We start from the raw sequence: 19,140 nt of genomic DNA, 5'->3' as shown, positions 1-19,140 counted from the left end.
AGATAAAATTTGGATTCAAAAACGGTATTAAAAGCGGCAGTCAAGGCTGCAGATGATAAAAAGGCTGAAGATATAGTGGTTTTGAACATGCAAGGGATTTCGCTCATCGCGGATTATTTTCTCATTTGCCATGGGACTTCTGAAAAGCAGGTCCAGGCAATTGCGCGTGAATTGAAATCGACTGCCGAACAATTGGAGCTTGATGTGAAAAAAATAGAAGGCTTTGAAGAGGCAAGATGGGTGTTGATTGATATGGGTGATGTGATTGCCCATGTGTTCCATCGTGATGAAAGGAGCTACTATAATCTGGAGAGATTATGGGGAGACGCACCAATGGAAAATATTCAAAGGGAACTGGCTCCGTGAGTTACGAACAGCTCGCATATGTATATGACCAGTTGATGGCGGATGCGCCCTATGACAGCTGGATTGAATTTCTATGCAAGGAAATGGACCGTTTTCAAGCACCCGGCAGGCGGGTGCTTGATTTAGCTTGTGGAACCGGCGAGTTATCGATCCGCCTGTTAAAGCAGGGGTTCGAAGTAACCGGGGTGGATATGTCAGAGGATATGCTGGCGGTAGCTGCCGAAAAGGCAGGGGAAGAAGGGCTCAGTTTTCCTTTGTTTCAGCAGGACATGAGCCAGCTCGACGGATTGCCGTCATATGACATTGTGACCATCTTTTGCGATTCTCTCAATTATCTGGAATCATCTGAAGCAGTAAAGCAGACCTTTTCCGGTATATACCGGCATTTGAATCCAAACGGCCTGCTTTTATTTGATGTCCACTCAACTTATCAGATGGACCATGTGTTTCTAGACCAGACCTTCACATGGAATGAAGATAAAATCGCTTATATTTGGAACTCCTTTCAAGGTGAGGAGCCTTATTCCATAGAACATGATTTGACATTCTTTGTATTGGATGAAAACAGCGGCCAATATAATCGCATCGAAGAATTCCATAAGCAGCGAACTTATTCTGTACATGATATTGAACATTGGCTTGTAACCGCCGGGTTTGACGTTCTCAGCATAACCGCCGACTTTACGGGAGAATCACCGGAAGCAACGTCACAGCGGATCTTCTTTACGTGCAGAAAAAAATAAGGCCGCGATATCGCTGCCAAAAAAATAATAACTTTTTAGAAGGACTTTTCTCCTGAATATAGAAATATATTTAGGAGTTGAATTTTTTATTAATATGAAATGCTTCATCAGCAAATTTTTTATGGGTTGCACGAAAAAGTTTTTCGAACATTTCGCCTCTTTCCTGTTCTAAAACTGCGATTCCTTCCCCTGTAATTCCTCCTTTGACACAAACTTTTTCCTGCAATGTAGGGAAGGTAAAGTGTTTTTGTTTCAAAAGCTCTCCGAGTCCGATCAGCATATTCTCCGCCAGCATTGTGGCTGTTGTCTCATCAATTTTTGTTTCTTTTTCGGCAGCAGTTATCATACTCCTAGTCAAAAAACTGATAAATGCCGGTCCACAGCTTACTATATCTGATGAAACCCGAATAATACTTTCATCTATTTCAAGCGGGACGGAAACCTTAGAAAACATCTCCCACAACATTTCTTTCCAATGTTCTTCACAACGCTTTCCAAATGTAAATAAAGAAACTCCTGCCAGCGCCCTATTCGTAATACTGGGAATGATCCTCATACAAGAGGCATCAACCAACTGTTCCAGCCATGGAACCTGTATCGGGCTTGTAATTGAAATGACACACTTTTCCTTTGTAAATAAGGAGGCCTTTTCTTTTGACAATGAAATGATATCAAGAGGCTTTACACAAATAAAAATAATCTCCGATTGCTTGATGACCTCATCAGGACTGCCGGCAACTGTGATTTCTTTAAAAATATGTTTAAGCCTGTCAGCTTTTGATTTTGTCCGATTTGTAACTATGAGATCCGAAGGAGAAACCGCTCCGCCAGTGATCAAGGCTTCGATAATAATGGTTCCCATGTTTCCGGTTCCTATAACTCCGACCTTCATGCTGTTCCCCCCTTCAACTTTTGTATTCCTGACAATTTATGCTTCAAAACGAAAAATATTCATAGTAGAAAGGCAGGCAATGATGAATGATTTGGCTAGAGAAATATAAGACGATAATAATTACCGGTATCGTAGCTGTTCTTGCTGTATTTCTGTTTATAAGTAAACCTAAAGACGAGATGGCTGCAGGAAACGAGCTGCAAGTTTTAATGGAAGAACAGCCAGATGCGGATTTTCAAAAGGAGGAAAGGGAGGAAAAAGCCGGGCCAGTCTTGGTAGATGTAAAAGGGGCGGTACCTGTGCCTGGGCTTTATAAGATGGAAGAAGGCGACCGTGTATTGGATGCTATCGAGCAGGCTGGTGGGCTATTAGATGCCGCCGATGAAAAACAGGTGAACTTCGCCCAGAAAGTATATGATGAAATGGTCATATACATTCCTGAAAAAGGGGAACCCATGGAAGACATACCGCAGATGGCCATTACTCCGTCAAGTGGTCAAGGGAATGGAAACGGGAAGGTGAATATCAACAAAGCTGATTTGTCGGAACTTCAGACACTTTCGGGAATTGGTCCGGCGAAAGCGCAGGCAATCATCGACTATAGGGAGCAGGATGGGCCTTTTAAGCAGGTGGAGGATTTAAAAAATGTTTCCGGCATCGGAGAAAAAACCTTTGAAAAGTTGCAAGAGTCGATTTCAGTCAATTGACTGAAATGGATATATGCCGATAAACTAAAGAAAACATCTAAAAGGGAGTATCAAATGGAAAGAATATCTTGGAAACAATATTTTATGGCACAAAGTCACTTATTGTCTTTTCGAAGCACCTGTACAAGACTCACAGTCGGCGCGACGATAGTAAGGGACAACCGGATCATAGCCGGTGGATATAATGGATCAATTGCCGGCGGTGTCCACTGTATTGATGAAGGATGTTACGTCATTGACGGTCACTGTGTCAGAACAATTCATGCGGAGATGAATGCCATCATCCAGTGTGCGAAATTCGGGGTGCCGACGGACAGTGCCGAAATATATGTGACGCATTTCCCATGCCTGCAATGTACAAAAGGAATCATTCAGGCAGGGATAAAAGCAGTTTATTATGCGGAGGATTATAAAAATCACCCTCACGCCATGGAACTTTTTGAACAAGCTGGCGTCCACACGGAGCAGGTTCCTTTGGACAGGGAAATCTTCGCAAAGTTTGCCTATGTAAATGAGTAAGATATGTGGCGGCTTCACAAGGTCCACCCTGTGGCCCACGACAGGCTCAGGACGCGACTAGTTTCATTAAGCTTTGCTTTAATAAAAAAAGGGGCTGGCAAAGCCCCCATAACTTTTTTTGGATGGAAAGGAGACAGACATGTCCGGCAACTGGGTATTTATGGCTCTTGCAGCTTTATCCGGTATCCTGATCTCATTGGAACTTAATTTTATAGCGCTCCTAATCCTTTCATTGGGAATCATCAGGATAACACGCTGGGAAAAGCGTAATTTGTTTTTACTATATTGCCTAATTATGCTTATCTTCTTTTTTATAAGTGAGCATGCAATAAGATCTAATGTTTCTTACCATAAATCTCCCGATAAAATGACGGCGGTCCCCATTACCTTCAAAGAATATCCACAGATTGATGGCAATCGGCTCAGGGCGATTGCAGCCACTCCTCAAAAAGAAAAATTCATGCTAATTTATAAGATTTCTACCGAAAAAGAGAAAGTTTATTTGAATGAAAAGCTAAGGGCAGGAACGACCTGTATGATGAATGGGAAATTGATCCGCCCGGAACCGAATCGTAATGAACATGCATTTAATTATGAGGAATATTTAAAAAGAATGAATGTCCATTGGATTTTTGAGCCGGATACGATCGGAAAATCTGATTGTCATTTAACCAAAATAACCGTGATGACCGCACTGCAAAATTTAAGGCAAGCCGGCATTGAAACAATTGAAAACAAGTTTCCTGAACGCCTTGCTTCATACACAGCTGCGCTATTATTCGGTGAAAGGTCCTTGATCTCAGAGGAGACAGACAGATCCTATAAACAGCTTGGAGTCGTTCATTTGCTTGCCATTTCCGGATTGCATGTCGGTATTATTGCCGGTGGTATCTTTTTTCTGTGCTTAAGAATAGGCATGACTAGAGAATCAGTTTTTTGGCTTCTTATCTTTTTCCTTCCGATTTATGCTGTATTAAGCGGAGGAAACCCTCCTGTGATTCGAGCGGTAATCATGGCTCTTCTATTGTTAGTGTCGAAAAAATGGCGTTTGTCGCTTTCTACACTTGATACATTTTCGCTGAGTTTTATCTTGTTCTTGTTATTTGATCCTTTTTTGATTTATAACATCGGTTTTCAGCTTTCCTATGCAGTCAGCTTTGGTCTGACTCTTTCACCTGCTTACTTATTCAATAAAAGGGACCATGTAGTTTGGAAAATGGCAAATTTATCCATTGTTTCTGTACTGTCATCTCTTCCTATTCTTTCCTACCACTTTTTTGAGTTTTCACTGATTAGCATTGTTGCAAATCTCCTCTTTGTGCCGTTCTATACACTTGTACTTTTACCTTCTGTTTTCTTTTTGTTTGCTCTTTCTTTCACGGAACTTCAGGCTTTTAATACCGCTGCCTTGATTTTAGATCAGCTGGTATTACTATCGGAAATATTAGCAACAGCGGCTGCCCAGCTGCCTGTTTCGGTTTTTCTGACCGGAAGGCCTTCACCATTAAGTATAATTTTCATGGTTGTGAGCATATTTACTTTTTTTGTATTTAAAGAAAAGGATATCCATCCTTTAGTCTGTGTTTTGCCTCTGGTCGTAACATTAACTATTCATTCAGTATGGGTGAAATATTCACCATTTGGAGAGGTTGTTTTCATTGATGTGGGACAAGGAGACAGTGTGTTAATCAAGCTTCCATACAATCGGGGTGTATATTTGATTGATACAGGCGGCCAGCTCAGCTTTCCTATCGAGGAATGGCAGGAGAGAAGAAGACCATATAAGATAGGCAGGGACACTTTACTTCCTTTTATAAAAAGTAAAGGGATCAGGCGCATCGACAAATTGATTTTGACCCATAGTGATACCGATCATATTGGTGCTGTGGAAGAGTTGATCGGAGAAATTAACATCGGAGAAATATTAATTAGCCCAAATTCATGGGTCAAGCCAATCATGGCTGGAACCTTAGACAAAGCCATGAAAGCAAATATCAATGTGAAAGAAATAAAAGCGGGCTATGGATGGGATAACAAATCCGCCATATTTCATATGGTCTACCCTTTTGATGATGAATATGAAGGGAATGATGATTCGCTTGTCCTTTATGCGTCATTTGGAGGGCTCAGGTGGCTGTTTACAGGTGATTTGGAAAAGGAAGGGGAAAAAGAAATGGAGTCAGCTTATGGCCGTCTAAAAACCGATGTCCTTAAAGTGGGACACCATGGCAGCAGAGGCTCGACAAGTGCAGCATTCATTGAAATGGTCCGCGCTGAATATGCAATTATTTCGGCAGGGAAATCAAACAGATATGGTCATCCGCACCTCGAAGTGCTTGAAATACTTGAAGGAGAAAGTGTTCGAATATTGCGTACAGATGAGCATGGCGCAATCCATTTCCGATTTACATCCAAGGGGGGAACCTTTAAGACCGTACTGCCATAAGATAATGCGAGAAACCCGTTAGCACCGAGCTTCTTTTTTCGCTGTAAAAAATAAAAAAGAAGCTTGCAAACTGCAAACTTCTCCTAATTTTGAGGAAACTAAATAATGCCAATAATGTTGGATTGTTTTTTGTGCATTAAGCTATGGTTAGCTCCAGCGCCTAGCCCCGCAAGGATCAAGCTGCTTCGCCGGGGTGACTGAAGAACTGCCCCATCGAGAATTGTCTTGTGCTTATTCGGGGCTGAGCAAGGCGCTTGCGCTTTTCTTATTACTTTCCAAGTACTTCGATTACAGTACCAATCACAAAAATGGCTGTGAAGAATATAAATGATACACCGAAGCCAATTCCGGAATCGATAGCGTCATTGCGCTTGGACTGCACATTTTGTTCAAATTCAAATTGAGATTCTCTCACAACTACCCCTCCTATTTCCACTTTAGTATAGATGAAGCATGAAAAAAAATCCACTGTCCTTTTACCTCTGTTGACAAGAGTTGACACATATACTTTTTTTGCTTGTGGTCAAACTATCTTTACAGCACGTTTCTCCGCTTTTGAAAAAGTGTCCTAGGCCTTGTTCAAAAGCGTTCATCATAGATCAGGGGGCTTTCACGCATGGCTGTGGGGTCCCCTTTGCCTCTTGTCAAAAGTGCTCTCTTTACTTACCATGAATGTATATGTATGAAGTTTGGGAAAGAGAGAAGAGAACTGTGAGCATAATAAAAAAAATTAAGAGCAAGAAATTTTCGCCATTGTATTTATTATACGGAACGGAAAGCTTTTTAATCAATGAGGTTAAGCAAAAACTAATGTCGAACGTGTTAACGAATGATGAATCCGAGTTTAATTACTCAGCCTATGATCTTGAAGAAACCCCTGTGGAGCTTGTGATCGAGGATGCCGAGACATATCCTTTCATGGGAGAAAAGAAACTGATTATTGTACATAATCCTGTTTTTTTGACGGCTGTGAAGCCAAAGGAAAAGGTGGAGCATAATTTAAAAAAACTCGAGGAATATTTAACCAATCCCGCACCGTATACAGTCATGGCATTTACTGCTAATTACGAAAAGCTTGATGAAAGAAAAAAAATCACTAAATTAATCAAAAAGCACGCTGAGGTTTTGGAGGCGAAGCCACTGAATGAGGTCCAGTTGAAAAATTGGATCAAAGACCGTGCTGTTTTGTACAATGTCGAAATAGAAGATCCCGCAATTGAAACTTTGCTATTTATGGCAGGCGGCGATTTGATGGTGCTGAACGAAGAGCTTATAAAGCTGTCTCTTTATGTTGGTGAAGGAGGTTCAATTACAGAGGAAACAGTCAAAAGCCTCATATCAAGATCCCTTGAGCAGAATGTATTTTCATTGACAGAAAATGTAGTAAAGCGGAAAAGCGATGAAGTCCTCCGTATCTATTATGATCTGATGAAACAGAACGAGGAGCCAATCAAAATACTGTCGCTCATCGCCGGACAATTCAGGCTCATTTATCAAGTGAAGGAATTGACTGGACGAGGATATAACCAAAAGCATGTGGCAGGCATGCTGAAAGTGCATCCTTACCGTGTAAAATTGGCAGCCGGGCAAGGGAATTCTTTTTCAAATGAAGAATTGAAGGCAATCATTCATTTGATTGCGGAATGCGACATAACATTAAAAACCGGAGGACTCGATCGATCTGTCGCCGTGGAATTACTGCTGATGAAAATCCTGAAAAAATAAATCAAAAATAAAATTGTAAGGTGCACGGCGACAAGCACAAGACGAAATGCGAGTCAGCAGCTTTTCAGTTTCCACACCAAAGCTGCTGACTTCAATTACATGGCGAGATGCGTCTCTGAATAGGCTTCATGAAGCTTTGTTATGATGCTCCAAAGCTGTCTCGAATAATCGATGGTGCAGGTAGTAAGCTCCCTTGCGGCTTGTGACCTCGAGCCGATGGCGCCTGGCCCGCCTAAGAACGCCACTTCTTCGAAAAAGCTAACACTTTTCCTCCGTGCGATATGACGCTGCCGAAGCTTTCCTTGTTCTGTTGCTTCACTTTTACTAGCACTTCCTCTCCGTCGTAGCTAGATAAACTTTATCCTTATTTAAATAGAAAATTCCGTCATAATTTATATTTTTAACAAATAAAAAAACGACCCGTTTAAAGGTCGTTTTTATTATGCGCCAATATTGCTTAGCTTTTTAGACAAGCGTGCTTTTTGGCGGTTAGCTGTGTTTTTATGGATGATACCCTTTGTAACAGCTTTGTCCAATTGCTTGACTGCATTTTTGAAAAGATCTTTTGCATTTTCAGCGTTTTGATCAGCAGCAGCTTCAAACTTTCTGACAGCTGTACGCATCGCTGATTTAAATGCTGCATTTTGCTCGTTTTTATATTCATTGATTTTTACACGTTTAATCGCAGATTTAATGTTTGGCATTACGTTCACCTCCCGCAGACCGTTCAATTTGCCCATTCGTTATCCAATAGAACAAGAGTATTTTATCAAACGGGCTTCAATATTGCAATATAAAATGACAATCTGCTCTTTCTTGGTGAATGAATAAGTATGAGAACGGAGATGATGAATTAATAATAAAGCAAGCAGCAAGGGAGGCATTACGAACAGTGAATGAGAAAGAGTTGGATGTAAGCCGCTATTCAGTTAGGACCGATTTGGCAAAAGAAGCTTTTGAAATGGCTGTTGATCAAAAAACCGGGCAAAAACGTGAAATAAACGGCGTGATATTGGAAGAAAGGGACCAGGATGGAATAAAAATCTCTTCGGTAAAAATCACCCCTGAAGGCGAAGAACAAGTTGGGAAAAAAGCAGGGAATTATTTAACGCTTGAAGTGCAGGGAATCAGGAGCCAGGATACTGTCTTGCAACAAAGGGTTCAGGAAATATTCGCAGCCGAATTCAGCAGGTTTTTATCAATGCTCGGCATTCCCAAATCAGCCAGTTGTCTCGTCGTTGGTCTTGGCAATTGGAATGTTACACCTGATTCGCTGGGCCCCAGTGTCTGTGAACACTTAATCATAACAAGGCACCTTTTTGAACTTGATGCGCAAAATGTTGATGAGGGATACAGGCCCGTCAGTTCGATCTCCCCAGGTGTAATGGGGATTACAGGCATTGAGACGAGCGACATCATTTTTGGTGTAGTTGAAAAATCTAAGCCTGACTTCATTATTGCTATCGATGCACTGGCTTCCCGTTCGATTGAAAGGGTAAATGCGACAATTCAAATATCGGATACAGGGATTCATCCCGGCTCAGGGGTTGGTAATAAACGAAAGGAACTAAGTGAAGGAACGATGGGGATTCCTGTAATATCTATTGGAGTTCCGACGGTGGTTGATGCTGTAACAATCACGAGCGACACGATAGACTTCATTCTAAAGCACTTTGGCAGAGAATTAGATGAATCAGGACAGCCGTCAAGGTCGCTGGCGCCGGCTGGGTTGACATTCGGCAAAAAAAAGAAGCTTACTGAGCAGGATTTACCCGGCGAGGACCAAAGAAAAACTTTTATGGGTATTGTAGGCATGCTTGATGATCAGGAAAAAAGAAAGTTGATCCAGGAAGTGCTTGCACCGCTCGGACATAATCTTATGGTCACACCAAAAGAAGTAGATGTATTCATTGAAGATATGGCTAATTTGATTGCAGCCGGTTTAAATGCTGCTCTTCATACCGCAGTCGATCAAGAAGATACCGGTTTTAAGACACGATGAGAGACTGGGGTTCTATTAATACTTTTAAATACATAAATTATTAATAGAGTAGGCGGAGGTGACCGGAATGGTGAAGTTTATCTTGAAGTTTCTACTTTTGATGCTAGTCCTTTTCATAGGTGTTTTTATTGGAATGGAGAAAGCACATCAAGGAATGCAGGATATGAAAGGTTATGAAGATGTGTCACTTCCGCCTCCGGTCCATATTACCGAAAGTGAGGATGGAAAAATAGAGGCCGCACTTTTAGGAAATGAAATCAATCACACAGAAGAGCTGGCAAGAAAAAAGAAAGATTTGGAAAGCCTTGAGACTTTCAACTTTTTTTCGTCCATGGGAAAGGCGCTAGCTTCGTTTGTTACAGAGGCAACGAAAAGTCTAATTGATTTTATAATGGGGCTTTTTAAATAAAACTAATTTTCTTATATGAAAAATTGCACATATTTTTATATGTGTTTTTTTTTGTTAATTGAGAGCGGGGCTGATATAATCTATCCTAGTGGACATGTGCCTATTAACAGGAGTGAAAAAAATGAATCATAATGACAGAAGGAAAAGACAAGAAAAAATCCGCAACTTTTCAATTATTGCCCACATCGACCATGGGAAATCCACTTTGGCAGACCGTATTCTAGAAAAAACAGAAGCATTATCTTCTAGGGAAATGAAAAGCCAATTACTAGACTCCATGGATCTGGAACGGGAGCGGGGCATAACGATCAAATTAAATGCAGTCCAATTGACATATACGGCTAAGGACGGGGAAGAATATATCTTTCATTTGATAGATACGCCAGGACACGTCGATTTCACCTATGAAGTGTCAAGAAGCCTTGCCGCGTGTGAGGGAGCGATTCTCGTTGTCGATGCTGCCCAGGGAATCGAGGCCCAGACACTGGCTAACGTTTACCTTGCTCTTGACAATGATTTGGAAATCGTTCCAGTCATTAATAAAATCGACCTTCCTGCTGCAGATCCGGAACGGGTGCGTCAGGAAGTTGAAGATGTGATCGGTTTGGATGCCTCTGATGCGGTACTAGCATCAGCTAAAGCAGGAATCGGAATTGAAGATATTCTCGAGCAAATTGTAGAAAAAGTACCAGCGCCGGAAGGTGATCCGGAAGCACCGCTGAAAGCTCTAATTTTTGATTCAGTCTATGATGCCTACCGGGGGGTTATTGCCTCTATTCGTGTGATGGATGGTACGATCAAAGCAGGGGATAAAATAAGGATGATGGCTACCGGCAAGGAGTTTGAAGTCACAGAAGTCGGTGTCCATGCTCCGAAGCCGATGCTCGTTGATGAATTGACTGTGGGAGATGTAGGCTTCCTCACAGCATCCATCAAAAATGTCGCCGATACAAGGGTGGGTGACACGATTACAAGTGCTGCCAAACCTGCAGATGAGCCGCTGCCCGGATATCGGAAAATGAATCCGATGGTCTTCTGTGGCTTATATCCAATAGACTCAGCCAAATTCAATGATTTGAGAGAGGCGCTTGAAAAGCTTGAATTGAATGATTCCGCGCTTGAATACGAAGCGGAAACATCCCAAGCGCTCGGTTTCGGCTTCCGCTGCGGATTCCTCGGCCTTCTTCATATGGAAATCATTCAGGAACGGATTGAACGCGAATTTAAAATCGATTTGATTACGACCGCGCCAAGCGTTATCTATAAGGTATTCATGAATGATGGGACTGAGCTGTCGGTAGACAACCCGGCCAATATGCCTGATGCTCAGCAAATTGACAGGGTAGAAGAGCCTTACGTCAAAGCATCAATGATGGTGCCGAACGATTATGTAGGTGCTGTCATGGAATTGGCCCAGGAAAAGCGAGGAAACTTCATTGACATGCAATATCTCGATGAAATCAGGGTTAATGTCGTCTATGAAATTCCGCTCGCTGAAATCGTCTATGACTTCTTTGATTTATTAAAATCAAATACGAAAGGTTATGCATCTTTCGATTATGAACCGATTGGCTATAAACCGTCTAATTTAGTGAAAATGGATATTTTATTAAATGGCGAAAAAGTGGATGCTCTCAGCTTTATTGTTCATAAGGATTTTTCTTTTGAACGCGGAAAAACAATCGTAGAAAAATTGAGAGACCTTATTCCAAGGCAACAGTTCGAGGTCCCTGTTCAAGCGGCAATCGGCCAGAAAATTGTCGCCAGATCCACCATTAAAGCCATGCGCAAAAATGTCCTTGCGAAATGTTACGGAGGAGACATCTCACGTAAGCGGAAGCTTCTTGAAAAGCAGAAAGAAGGGAAGAAGCGCATGAAGCAGGTTGGATCCGTTGAAGTTCCGCAGGAGGCATTCATGGCCGTGTTGAAAATGGATGATTCTGGAAACAGTTCCAAATAACGGGAAAATAAAATGAGCACAATAAAAGAAAGGGAGAGTAATCTTTTACTTGTGCCCTTTCTTTTATTATTGCCCCAAACAAGCGAAGGTTGTGAAGAAATGAAATCAGCCTATATCCATATACCCTTTTGTGAGCATATTTGCCACTACTGCGATTTCAATAAATTTTTTATGCACGGACAGCCGGTTGATGAATATCTTCAACTGCTGGAAAAAGAATTTGAATTATATAGAGACCGGTTTCCTGATATGAATCTGAAAACGATCTTCGTTGGAGGAGGGACGCCGACGGCCCTTAGTGCCAGCCAGTTGGACACCCTATGTTCCGCGATTCGCAAGAACCTTCCTTTTACCGAAGGGGAATTCACTTTTGAGGCGAATCCCGGAGATCTGACGATGGAGAAGCTCCGTGTATTGTTCAATCACGGCGTAAACAGACTTAGTTTCGGTGTACAGTCGTTTAATGATGAGTTATTAAAAAGAATAGGGCGGTCACACCAAGTGAAGGATGTTTACAGATCGATCCGTCATGCTCGGCAGGCTGGATTTTCTAATATTAGCATCGACTTGATTTATTCTTTACCAGGCCAGACTACGGAAGATTTTTCAGATACCGTAAAAAAAGCGATTGAACTAGATCTGTCCCATTATTCAGGTTATTCCCTTATCGTTGAGCCAAAGACGGTTTTTTACAATTTGATGAGGAAGGGAAAGCTTAAACTGCCTGGAGAAGATCAGGAAGCCGCGATGTATAATGTTTTAATCGAAGAAATGGAAAGAAGCGGTCTGCGGCAATATGAAATAAGCAATTTTGCAAAAAGCGGATTCCAAAGTATTCATAATCTTGTCTATTGGAACAATGAAGAATATTTTGGTTTTGGAGCCGGTGCGCATGGCTATGTTAATGGTATCAGATACTCCAATTACGGCCCGCTAAAAAAATATATGGAGCCAATATCCAGGGGGACAGCTCCTGTTTTTGAACAACATGAAGTGACCCATCGTGAAAAAATGGAAGAGGAAATGTTTCTCGGTTTAAGAAAGAGAGCCGGAGTCAACATTTCCCTGTTCAATAAGAAATATTCGATCAATCCCAAAGAGCTATTTCAACAGCAAATTGAGGAACTGTCAGAAAAAGGGTGGATTGAGGAGAAAAACGACAGTATCCGACTTACTCGCGAGGGCCTGTTTCTTGGAAATGAAGTGTTTCAAACCTTTCTTTTATCATAAATAGATGTTGGATGAACGAGTATAATTTCGTTGACATCAATGGGTCATTTTGTTACTTTTATATTAGATTTAGCACTCCGGTTAACAGAGTGCTAACAGAGGTGATGAATGGTGCTGACAGATCGTCAACTACTCATACTGCAAGCCATTATTGATGACTTTATCAGCTCTGCCCAGCCCATCGGATCTGGGAAATTGTCGAAAAGAGAAGAAATAAACCTAAGTTCGGCAACAATCCGCAATGAAATGGCGGATTTGGAGGAATATGGATTTATTGAAAAGACTCATACTTCATCGGGGCGTGTACCTTCTGAGAAAGGGTACAGATATTACGTGGATCATCTTTTGGCACCTGCAATGCTCCGTGCCCATGAAAGGCAGTTGATTCATTCCATCTTTGCTGAGAAAGTATATGAGCTTGAAGATGTTGTGCAAAGATCTGCCAGTATTTTATCGGAACTGACAAATTACACAGCCATTCTACTTGGACCAGCGGTCAAAGAAAACAAGCTGAAGAGTCTGCAAATAGTTCCACTTTCGGGCGAAAAAGCCGTTGCTGTGATCATAACGGATACCGGACATGTTGAAAACAAGGTCTTTTCCCTACCGGATAATATTAATCCGGGAAATATTGAAAAATTGGTCAATATTTTAAATGAAAAACTGGCCGGCGTACCGATTGCTGAGTTAAGAGGTAAAATAGAGTATGAATTAGCCGAAATATTACGGATGAATATCCATCAATACGATTTGCTTTTGAAGTCCATATTGCAAACGCTCGATGTTCCTTCCAACGAAAAAATATTTTTCGGCGGAAAAACAAATATGTTAAATCAACCTGAATTCCATAATATTAACAAGGTCCGGTCATTGTTGAACATGATTGAACAAGAAGAAGGGTTTTACGAGCTTTTTAGGCATATCCCTAATGGCATCCATGTTACAATCGGCAAAGAAAATAAAAATATGGCTATGGAAGACTGCAGTCTTATCACTGCCACATATTCCATCGGTAAAGAGAATGTAGGGACAATTGCCATCTTGGGTCCTACACGTATGGAATATTCGAGAGTAATCGGACTTCTGGATTTTTTAAGCAGGGATATGAGCAATGCACTAACCAGGATGTTTAACGAAAGTTAATCGGTAACTGGGTTGGGAATTAGCGAAATTCGCTAATTTCCCTTCTTTTTGAAAAATTGTACCATTTCGGGTTCCAGTGAAGCACGGGATATGGCGCTTTAAGGCGGCAGGCGCTTGTCGCCCCTAATTAGCCGCCTATCGCATTTCTATTGTCCAGCTTCAACGCCTAGCCCCTCGAGGTCATAAGCCAATCGCTGCTGAAGGCAAAGGACGCCTTCTTCAGCGCTCGACTTATGCTTGTCGGGGCTGATCGAGGCGCTTACGCATTTCATTATTTAAGGGAGGTGAAGACATGCAGGAAGAATCTAAAGAAACATTGCAGCCGGAGGATTTGAGTCAAGAAGAAACGGCAGAAAGCAACGAAACAACGCAAGAGAATCCAAGCGGGCAAGAAAACGGCAAAGCAGAAGATATCCAAAAATCTTCAATGCCTGAAGAACCAGATGACGAGCTTGCAAGAAAAATTGAAGGGCTCGAAGAGCAACTTAAGGAAAAAGAAAATCGTTACTTGCGTCTGCTTGCTGATTTTGATAATTTTCGCCGTCGTTCCAAGCTCGATCTGGAAGCGGCTGAAAAATATAGAGCACAGCACTTGATTACCAATCTTCTTCCAGCTATCGATAATTTCGAAAGAGCCATGCAGATTGAACCGGATAACGAGCAGACAAAAGCTTTGCTTGAAGGGGTTGGAATGGTTTATAGAAGCATCATTGAAGCATTGAAAACCGAAGGTGCCGAACAGATTGAGGCAGTGGGTAGCGAATTCGATCCAAACCTTCACCAGGCAGTGATGCAGGCAGAGGAAGAAGGAAAAGAGGGAAATATTGTCCTCGAAGAATTCCAAAAAGGTTATATTTTGAAAGATCGTGTGATCAGACCATCAATGGTTAAAGTAAGCAAATAGTTTAGGTACATATTGTTAAGGAGGTATTTAGGCATGAGCAAGATCATCGGTATTGACTTGGGAACGACAAACTCATGTGTGGCAGTACTTGAAGGTGGAGAACCGAAGGTAATTCCAAACCCTGAGGGAAACCGAACTTCACCATCAGTCATTGCTTTTAAAAATGGTGAGATTCAAGTTGGGGAGGTTGCGAAACGCCAGGCAATCACCAACCCGAATACAGTCATGTCCATTAAACGTCATATGGGAACTGATTTTAAAGAAGACATTGAGGGGAAAGAATATACACCTCAAGAATTGTCGGCAATGATACTTCAATATTTGAAATCATATGCTGAAGATTACCTTGGCGAAAAAGTGAGTAAAGCGGTCATCACCGTTCCGGCATATTTCAATGATTCACAGCGCCAGGCCACAAAAGATGCAGGTCAAATTGCTGGGCTTGAAGTTGAGCGGATCATCAATGAGCCTACAGCTGCAGCACTTGCCTACGGATTGGAAAAAACGGATGAAGACCAAACCATTTTAGTATATGACCTGGGCGGCGGTACTTTTGACGTTTCCATCCTTGAACTTGGCGATGGAGTATTTGAAGTATTGGCGACAGCGGGAGACAATAAATTGGGCGGAGACGATTTTGACCAAGTCATTATTGATTATCTCGTCCAAGAATTTAAGAAGGACAATGGCATTGACCTTTCCCAAGATAAAATGGCCCTTCAACGATTAAAAGACGCAGCAGAAAAAGCGAAAAAGGATTTATCCGGTGTTGCACAAACGCAAATTTCCTTACCGTTCATTACTGCAGGTGAAGCAGGCCCTCTGCATCTTGAAGTCACTTTGACCCGTGCAAAGTTCGAAGAGATGTCTTCTGGGCTTGTGGAAAGAACAATGGGGCCAACTCGTCAAGCTATCAAAGATTCAGGCGTATCGGCAGCAGAAATTGATAAGGTTATCCTTGTTGGGGGTTCTACGCGTATTCCTGCTGTTCAGGAAGCAATTCGTAAAGAAACTGGAAAGGAACCTCATAGAGGGGTTAACCCAGATGAAGTTGTGGCAATGGGAGCGGCTATCCAAGGCGGCGTATTGTCAGGCGACGTTAAAGATGTGGTACTCCTAGATGTCACACCGCTTTCCCTTGGTATTGAAACGATGGGCGGCGTCTTTACAAAATTGATTGACAGAAATACGACAATCCCGACATCCAAGCAGCAGGTATTTTCCACTGCGGCGGATAATCAGACAGCGGTTGATATTCATGTCCTTCAGGGTGAACGCCCGATGGCTGCAGACAACAAAACACTTGGACGTTTCCAATTGGCTGATATCCCTCCGGCACCACGAGGCATCCCGCAAATCGAGGTTAAATTTGATATCGACAAGAACGGGATCGTGAATGTCAGTGCCAAAGACCTTGGTACAGGCAAAGAGCAAAATATCACGATCAAATCTTCTTCCGGCCTTTCTGAGGAAGAAGTTGAGCGCATGATAAAAGAAGCCGAGGAAAATGCGGAAAAAGACAAGCAACGCCAAGAGGAAGTTGAACTGAGAAATGAAGCGGATCAACTGATTTTCACGACTGAAAAAACATTAAAAGAGCTTGAAGGCAAAGTGGACGAAGCAGAGGTCAAGAAAGCTGAAGAAGCAAAAGATGCTTTAAAAGCTGCAGTAGAGAAAAACGAAACTGCTGAAATCCGCGAAAAGAAAGATGCCCTTCAGGAGATCGTTCAAAACCTCTCCGTCAAGCTATATGAGGAAGCGGCTAAGCAAGCCCAGGCACAGCAGGGAGCTGGGGAAGGGGCAGAAGCCGGCGGAGATGATAACGTAGTCGATGCTGAATTTGAAGAAGTCGACGATGACAAGGGAACAAAATAATCGAATGAAAAAGTCAAAGTCCGGATAATCTGGGCTTTGACTTTTATTCATGAGGCAGTATCCTTGTTACTCCTTTTAAACTATCCGTTGAATATGGTAAAATGAACGTTATGTGAAAAGATTCGGGAGTGTGGAGACATGAGCAAAAGGGATTATTACGAAGTGCTTGGTGTAACAGAAGGCGCTTCTAAAGATGAAATAAAAAAGGCCTATAGAAGGCTTTCAAAAAAATACCATCCGGATATCAATAAAGAACCGGGATCTGATGAGAAATTCAAAGAAATAACTGAAGCGTATGAAGTACTGAGCGATGATCAAAAAAGAGCCCAGTATGATCAGTTCGGACACGAAGGACCACAAGGTGGTTTCGGCGGCTTTGGCGGTGGTGCGGATTTCGGCGGCTTCAGCGGATTTGAAGATATTTTCAGCACCTTCTTTGGTGGTGGGCGAAGAGACCCTAATGCTCCTAGGCAGGGAGCTGATTTACAATATACAATGACCCTTACTTTCGAAGAGGCTATCTTTGGGAAGGAAACAGTCGTTGAAATTCCTAGGGAAGAAATGTGCGGTACATGTGACGGATCTGGAGCAAAGCCCGGCACCTCACCTGAAACCTGTCACCAATGTCATGGAACTGGCCAGTTGAATGTGGAACAGGAAACTCCGTTTGGCAGGATTGTAAATCGGAGAGTATGTCATCACTGTCATGGAACTGGTAACATCATTAAAGACAAATGCAGCACTTGCCACGGAGAAGGCAAGGTGAAAAGAAGGAAGAAAATTAATGTTAAGATTCCTAAAGGAATTGATGACGGTCAGCAGATGCGTGTGGCGGGGCAAGGAGAGCCTGGCGTCAATGGCGGACCGCCAGGGGATCTTTTTATCGTTTTCCATGTCACGCCCCATGAATTCTTTGAGCGGGATGGAGACGATATCTATTGTGAAATGCCCATCACGTTTGTCCAAGCTGCACTCGGGGATGAAATTGAAGTTCCGACTCTGTATGGCAAGGTCAAGTTGAAAATACCTGCCGGTACCCAAACAGGCACACGATTCAGGCTTCGAGACAGAGGGGCCCATAATGTACGTGGTTATGGCAAAGGGGACCAGCACGTTCTCGTAAAAATTGTTACGCCGACGAAGCTGAATGAACAGCAAAAAGACTTGCTGCGTGAGTTTGCAGAAGTCAGCGGTCAAGTTCCTGATGAACATCATGAAAGTTTTTTTGGAAAAATGAAACGCGCCTTTAAAGGCGATTAAATGAATGGAGCAGCCAAATGAATTGGACTGAAATGAGTATACTCACAACAAACGAAGCCGTTGAACCTGTCAGCCATATTTTATATGAAGCCGGAGTAAGCGGATTGGCGATTGAGGACCGGGCGGATTTTTTAAGGGTGAGGGAAAATCGATTCGGCGAAATATACGAATTGAATCCCGAGGACTTCCCTGAAGAAGGGGTCATCATCAAGGCCTACTTGGCAAATACGGAAAGCTTGAGCGAAACCGTAAAAATCATCAAGCAAAATATATCAAAGCTTGTCGACTTTCAAATTGATATTGGTAAAAACAAAATCACACTATCGGATGTGAAAGAAGAAGATTGGGCAACAGCATGGAAAAAATATTATCATCCTGTCCAAGTCTCCGATCGTTTTACCATTGTTCCGACCTGGGAAGACTACACTCCAGCTGAAAATGAGTTGATCATTGAACTTGATCCAGGGATGGCATTCGGGACGGGCACCCATCCGACAACCGTCATGTGTATACAGGCTCTTGAAAAGACTGTTCAAGCGGGAGATTATGTGATCGACGTTGGAACAGGGTCAGGTGTCTTAAGTATCGCTGCAGCTTTGCTGGATGCAAAGAAAGTGACTGCGCTTGATCTTGATGATGTTGCGGTGGAAGCGGCGATTCAAAATGTTGCCTTGAACCGGGTTGAAGAAAAAGTTTCAGTCAGTCAAAACGATCTTCTTAATGGTATTGAGGAGGCGGCTGATGTCGTTGTGGCCAATATTTTGGCTGAAGTGATCATTTCCTTTGCAGCAGAGGCAGCAGAGGCGGTCAAACCAAATGGATATTTTGTTGCTTCAGGGATCATAGACCAGAAAAAAGAGGCTGTTTCTAATGCCTTGACTCAAGCCGGTTTTTCCATAGAAGAAGTGATCAGTATGGACGACTGGGTGGCTTTTATTTCTAAACGCACGAATTAGAAG

The 19,140-nt window shown here is 42.4% G+C and carries 18 protein-coding genes; 15 read left to right on the top strand and 3 right to left on the bottom strand.

All coding sequences use genetic code 11. The features are described from left to right. The first annotated feature begins 9 nt into the window (after positions 1 to 9). The gene (gene rsfS, locus D4T97_RS13515; RefSeq protein ID WP_126051270.1) at positions 10 to 366 is read left to right on the top strand and encodes a ribosome silencing factor; all 357 of its coding nucleotides are present in this window, start codon (positions 10 to 12) and stop codon (positions 364 to 366) included. Beyond that, positions 363 to 1,109 (top strand): class I SAM-dependent DNA methyltransferase, encoded by a 747-nt coding sequence (locus D4T97_RS13510; protein WP_126051269.1) that lies wholly within the window; start codon positions 363 to 365, stop codon positions 1,107 to 1,109. Before rsfS ends, D4T97_RS13510 begins: the two co-directional genes overlap by 4 nt. Before the next feature lie 70 nt (positions 1,110 to 1,179). Here the strand turns inward: D4T97_RS13510 and comER are convergent, their stop codons facing one another. Continuing rightward, a complete protein-coding gene (comER, locus tag D4T97_RS13505) occupies positions 1,180 to 2,037 on the bottom strand; it encodes a late competence protein ComER (RefSeq protein ID WP_268920441.1) in 858 nt (285 codons plus the stop codon). 50 nt (positions 2,038 to 2,087) lie between these two features. Between comER and D4T97_RS13500 the strand changes: the two genes are divergently transcribed. The 3 genes from D4T97_RS13500 to D4T97_RS13490 all read left to right on the top strand — a co-directional run bounded on the left by D4T97_RS13500 (position 2,088) and on the right by D4T97_RS13490 (position 5,673). After that, positions 2,088 to 2,708 carry a helix-hairpin-helix domain-containing protein gene (locus D4T97_RS13500; RefSeq protein WP_126051267.1) on the top strand — a complete coding sequence of 207 codons (621 nt, stop codon included), beginning with the start codon at positions 2,088 to 2,090 and terminating at the stop codon, positions 2,706 to 2,708. 54 nt (positions 2,709 to 2,762) lie between these two features. Beyond that, the gene (locus D4T97_RS13495) at positions 2,763 to 3,227 is read left to right on the top strand and encodes a ComE operon protein 2 (protein ID WP_126051266.1); all 465 of its coding nucleotides are present in this window, start codon (positions 2,763 to 2,765) and stop codon (positions 3,225 to 3,227) included. A 139-nt stretch (positions 3,228 to 3,366) separates the two neighbouring features. Beyond that, positions 3,367 to 5,673, top strand: a complete 2,307-nt coding sequence (locus D4T97_RS13490; protein WP_164525574.1) for a DNA internalization-related competence protein ComEC/Rec2 — start codon at positions 3,367 to 3,369, stop codon at positions 5,671 to 5,673. 268 nt (positions 5,674 to 5,941) lie between these two features. On the opposite strand, the gene D4T97_RS13485 is transcribed toward D4T97_RS13490, so the two are convergent. Further along, positions 5,942 to 6,088 carry a YqzM family protein gene (locus tag D4T97_RS13485; RefSeq protein ID WP_126051264.1) on the bottom strand — a complete coding sequence of 49 codons (147 nt, stop codon included), beginning with the start codon at positions 6,086 to 6,088 and terminating at the stop codon, positions 5,942 to 5,944. A gap of 296 nt (positions 6,089 to 6,384) precedes the next feature. On the opposite strand from D4T97_RS13485, the gene holA reads away from it, so the two are divergent. Next, a complete protein-coding gene (gene holA, locus D4T97_RS13480) occupies positions 6,385 to 7,398 on the top strand; it encodes a DNA polymerase III subunit delta (protein ID WP_235872249.1) in 1,014 nt (337 codons plus the stop codon). Between the two features lie 440 nt (positions 7,399 to 7,838). On the opposite strand, the gene rpsT is transcribed toward holA, so the two are convergent. Next, complete coding sequence (gene rpsT, locus D4T97_RS13475) at positions 7,839 to 8,102, bottom strand: 30S ribosomal protein S20 (RefSeq protein WP_126051262.1); 264 nt, start codon at positions 8,100 to 8,102, stop codon at positions 7,839 to 7,841. Between the two features lie 203 nt (positions 8,103 to 8,305). Here rpsT and gpr point away from each other — a divergent pair, with 203 nt between their 5' ends. The 9 genes from gpr (at position 8,306) to prmA (ending at position 19,137) form a co-directional block, all read left to right on the top strand. After that, on the top strand, positions 8,306 to 9,400 hold the full coding sequence (gpr, locus tag D4T97_RS13470) for a GPR endopeptidase (RefSeq protein ID WP_235872253.1): 1,095 nt from the start codon (positions 8,306 to 8,308) through the stop codon (positions 9,398 to 9,400). A 67-nt stretch (positions 9,401 to 9,467) separates the two neighbouring features. Continuing rightward, positions 9,468 to 9,809, top strand: a complete 342-nt coding sequence (locus D4T97_RS13465) for a DUF3679 domain-containing protein (RefSeq protein ID WP_126051260.1) — start codon at positions 9,468 to 9,470, stop codon at positions 9,807 to 9,809. A gap of 121 nt (positions 9,810 to 9,930) precedes the next feature. Continuing rightward, a complete protein-coding gene (gene lepA, locus D4T97_RS13460; RefSeq protein ID WP_126051259.1) occupies positions 9,931 to 11,769 on the top strand; it encodes a translation elongation factor 4 in 1,839 nt (612 codons plus the stop codon). Between the two features lie 99 nt (positions 11,770 to 11,868). Further along, the gene (gene hemW, locus D4T97_RS13455; RefSeq protein ID WP_126051321.1) at positions 11,869 to 12,999 is read left to right on the top strand and encodes a radical SAM family heme chaperone HemW; all 1,131 of its coding nucleotides are present in this window, start codon (positions 11,869 to 11,871) and stop codon (positions 12,997 to 12,999) included. A gap of 111 nt (positions 13,000 to 13,110) precedes the next feature. Beyond that, the gene (hrcA, locus tag D4T97_RS13450; RefSeq protein ID WP_126051320.1) at positions 13,111 to 14,142 is read left to right on the top strand and encodes a heat-inducible transcriptional repressor HrcA; all 1,032 of its coding nucleotides are present in this window, start codon (positions 13,111 to 13,113) and stop codon (positions 14,140 to 14,142) included. Between the two features lie 292 nt (positions 14,143 to 14,434). Next, positions 14,435 to 15,046 (top strand): nucleotide exchange factor GrpE, encoded by a 612-nt coding sequence (grpE, locus tag D4T97_RS13445; protein WP_126051258.1) that lies wholly within the window; start codon positions 14,435 to 14,437, stop codon positions 15,044 to 15,046. A 33-nt stretch (positions 15,047 to 15,079) separates the two neighbouring features. Next, positions 15,080 to 16,921, top strand: a complete 1,842-nt coding sequence (gene dnaK, locus D4T97_RS13440) for a molecular chaperone DnaK (RefSeq protein WP_126051257.1) — start codon at positions 15,080 to 15,082, stop codon at positions 16,919 to 16,921. Positions 16,922 to 17,059: 138 nt separating this feature from the next. Further along, positions 17,060 to 18,181 (top strand): molecular chaperone DnaJ, encoded by a 1,122-nt coding sequence (gene dnaJ, locus D4T97_RS13435; RefSeq protein WP_126051256.1) that lies wholly within the window; start codon positions 17,060 to 17,062, stop codon positions 18,179 to 18,181. Positions 18,182 to 18,198: 17 nt separating this feature from the next. Continuing rightward, positions 18,199 to 19,137, top strand: a complete 939-nt coding sequence (gene prmA, locus D4T97_RS13430; RefSeq protein ID WP_126051255.1) for a 50S ribosomal protein L11 methyltransferase — start codon at positions 18,199 to 18,201, stop codon at positions 19,135 to 19,137. Positions 19,138 to 19,140 lie beyond the last annotated feature (3 nt).

Origin of the sequence: Siminovitchia acidinfaciens (genome assembly GCF_003605385.1) — a bacterium.
GTDB classification, from domain to species: Bacteria; Bacillota; Bacilli; order Bacillales; family Bacillaceae_C; genus Siminovitchia; species Siminovitchia acidinfaciens.
This window is presented reverse-complemented; position numbering and strand designations above follow the sequence as displayed.

Bases quoted from the DNA above. Each gene is read 5' to 3' on its own strand.
- D4T97_RS13500 (WP_126051267.1), top strand. From the start codon at position 2,088: ATGATTTGGCTAGAGAAATATAAGACGATAATAATTACCGGTATCGTA.
- D4T97_RS13495 (WP_126051266.1), top strand. From the start codon at position 2,763: ATGGAAAGAATATCTTGGAAACAATATTTTATGGCACAAAGTCACTTA.
- D4T97_RS13490 (WP_164525574.1), top strand. From the start codon at position 3,367: ATGTCCGGCAACTGGGTATTTATGGCTCTTGCAGCTTTATCCGGTATC.
- rpsT (WP_126051262.1), bottom strand. From the start codon at position 8,102: ATGCCAAACATTAAATCTGCGATTAAACGTGTAAAAATCAATGAATAT.
- D4T97_RS13465 (WP_126051260.1), top strand. From the start codon at position 9,468: ATGGTGAAGTTTATCTTGAAGTTTCTACTTTTGATGCTAGTCCTTTTC.
- lepA (WP_126051259.1), top strand. From the start codon at position 9,931: ATGAATCATAATGACAGAAGGAAAAGACAAGAAAAAATCCGCAACTTT.
- hemW (WP_126051321.1), top strand. From the start codon at position 11,869: ATGAAATCAGCCTATATCCATATACCCTTTTGTGAGCATATTTGCCAC.
- grpE (WP_126051258.1), top strand. From the start codon at position 14,435: ATGCAGGAAGAATCTAAAGAAACATTGCAGCCGGAGGATTTGAGTCAA.
- dnaK (WP_126051257.1), top strand. From the start codon at position 15,080: ATGAGCAAGATCATCGGTATTGACTTGGGAACGACAAACTCATGTGTG.
- dnaJ (WP_126051256.1), top strand. From the start codon at position 17,060: ATGAGCAAAAGGGATTATTACGAAGTGCTTGGTGTAACAGAAGGCGCT.
- prmA (WP_126051255.1), top strand. From the start codon at position 18,199: ATGAATTGGACTGAAATGAGTATACTCACAACAAACGAAGCCGTTGAA.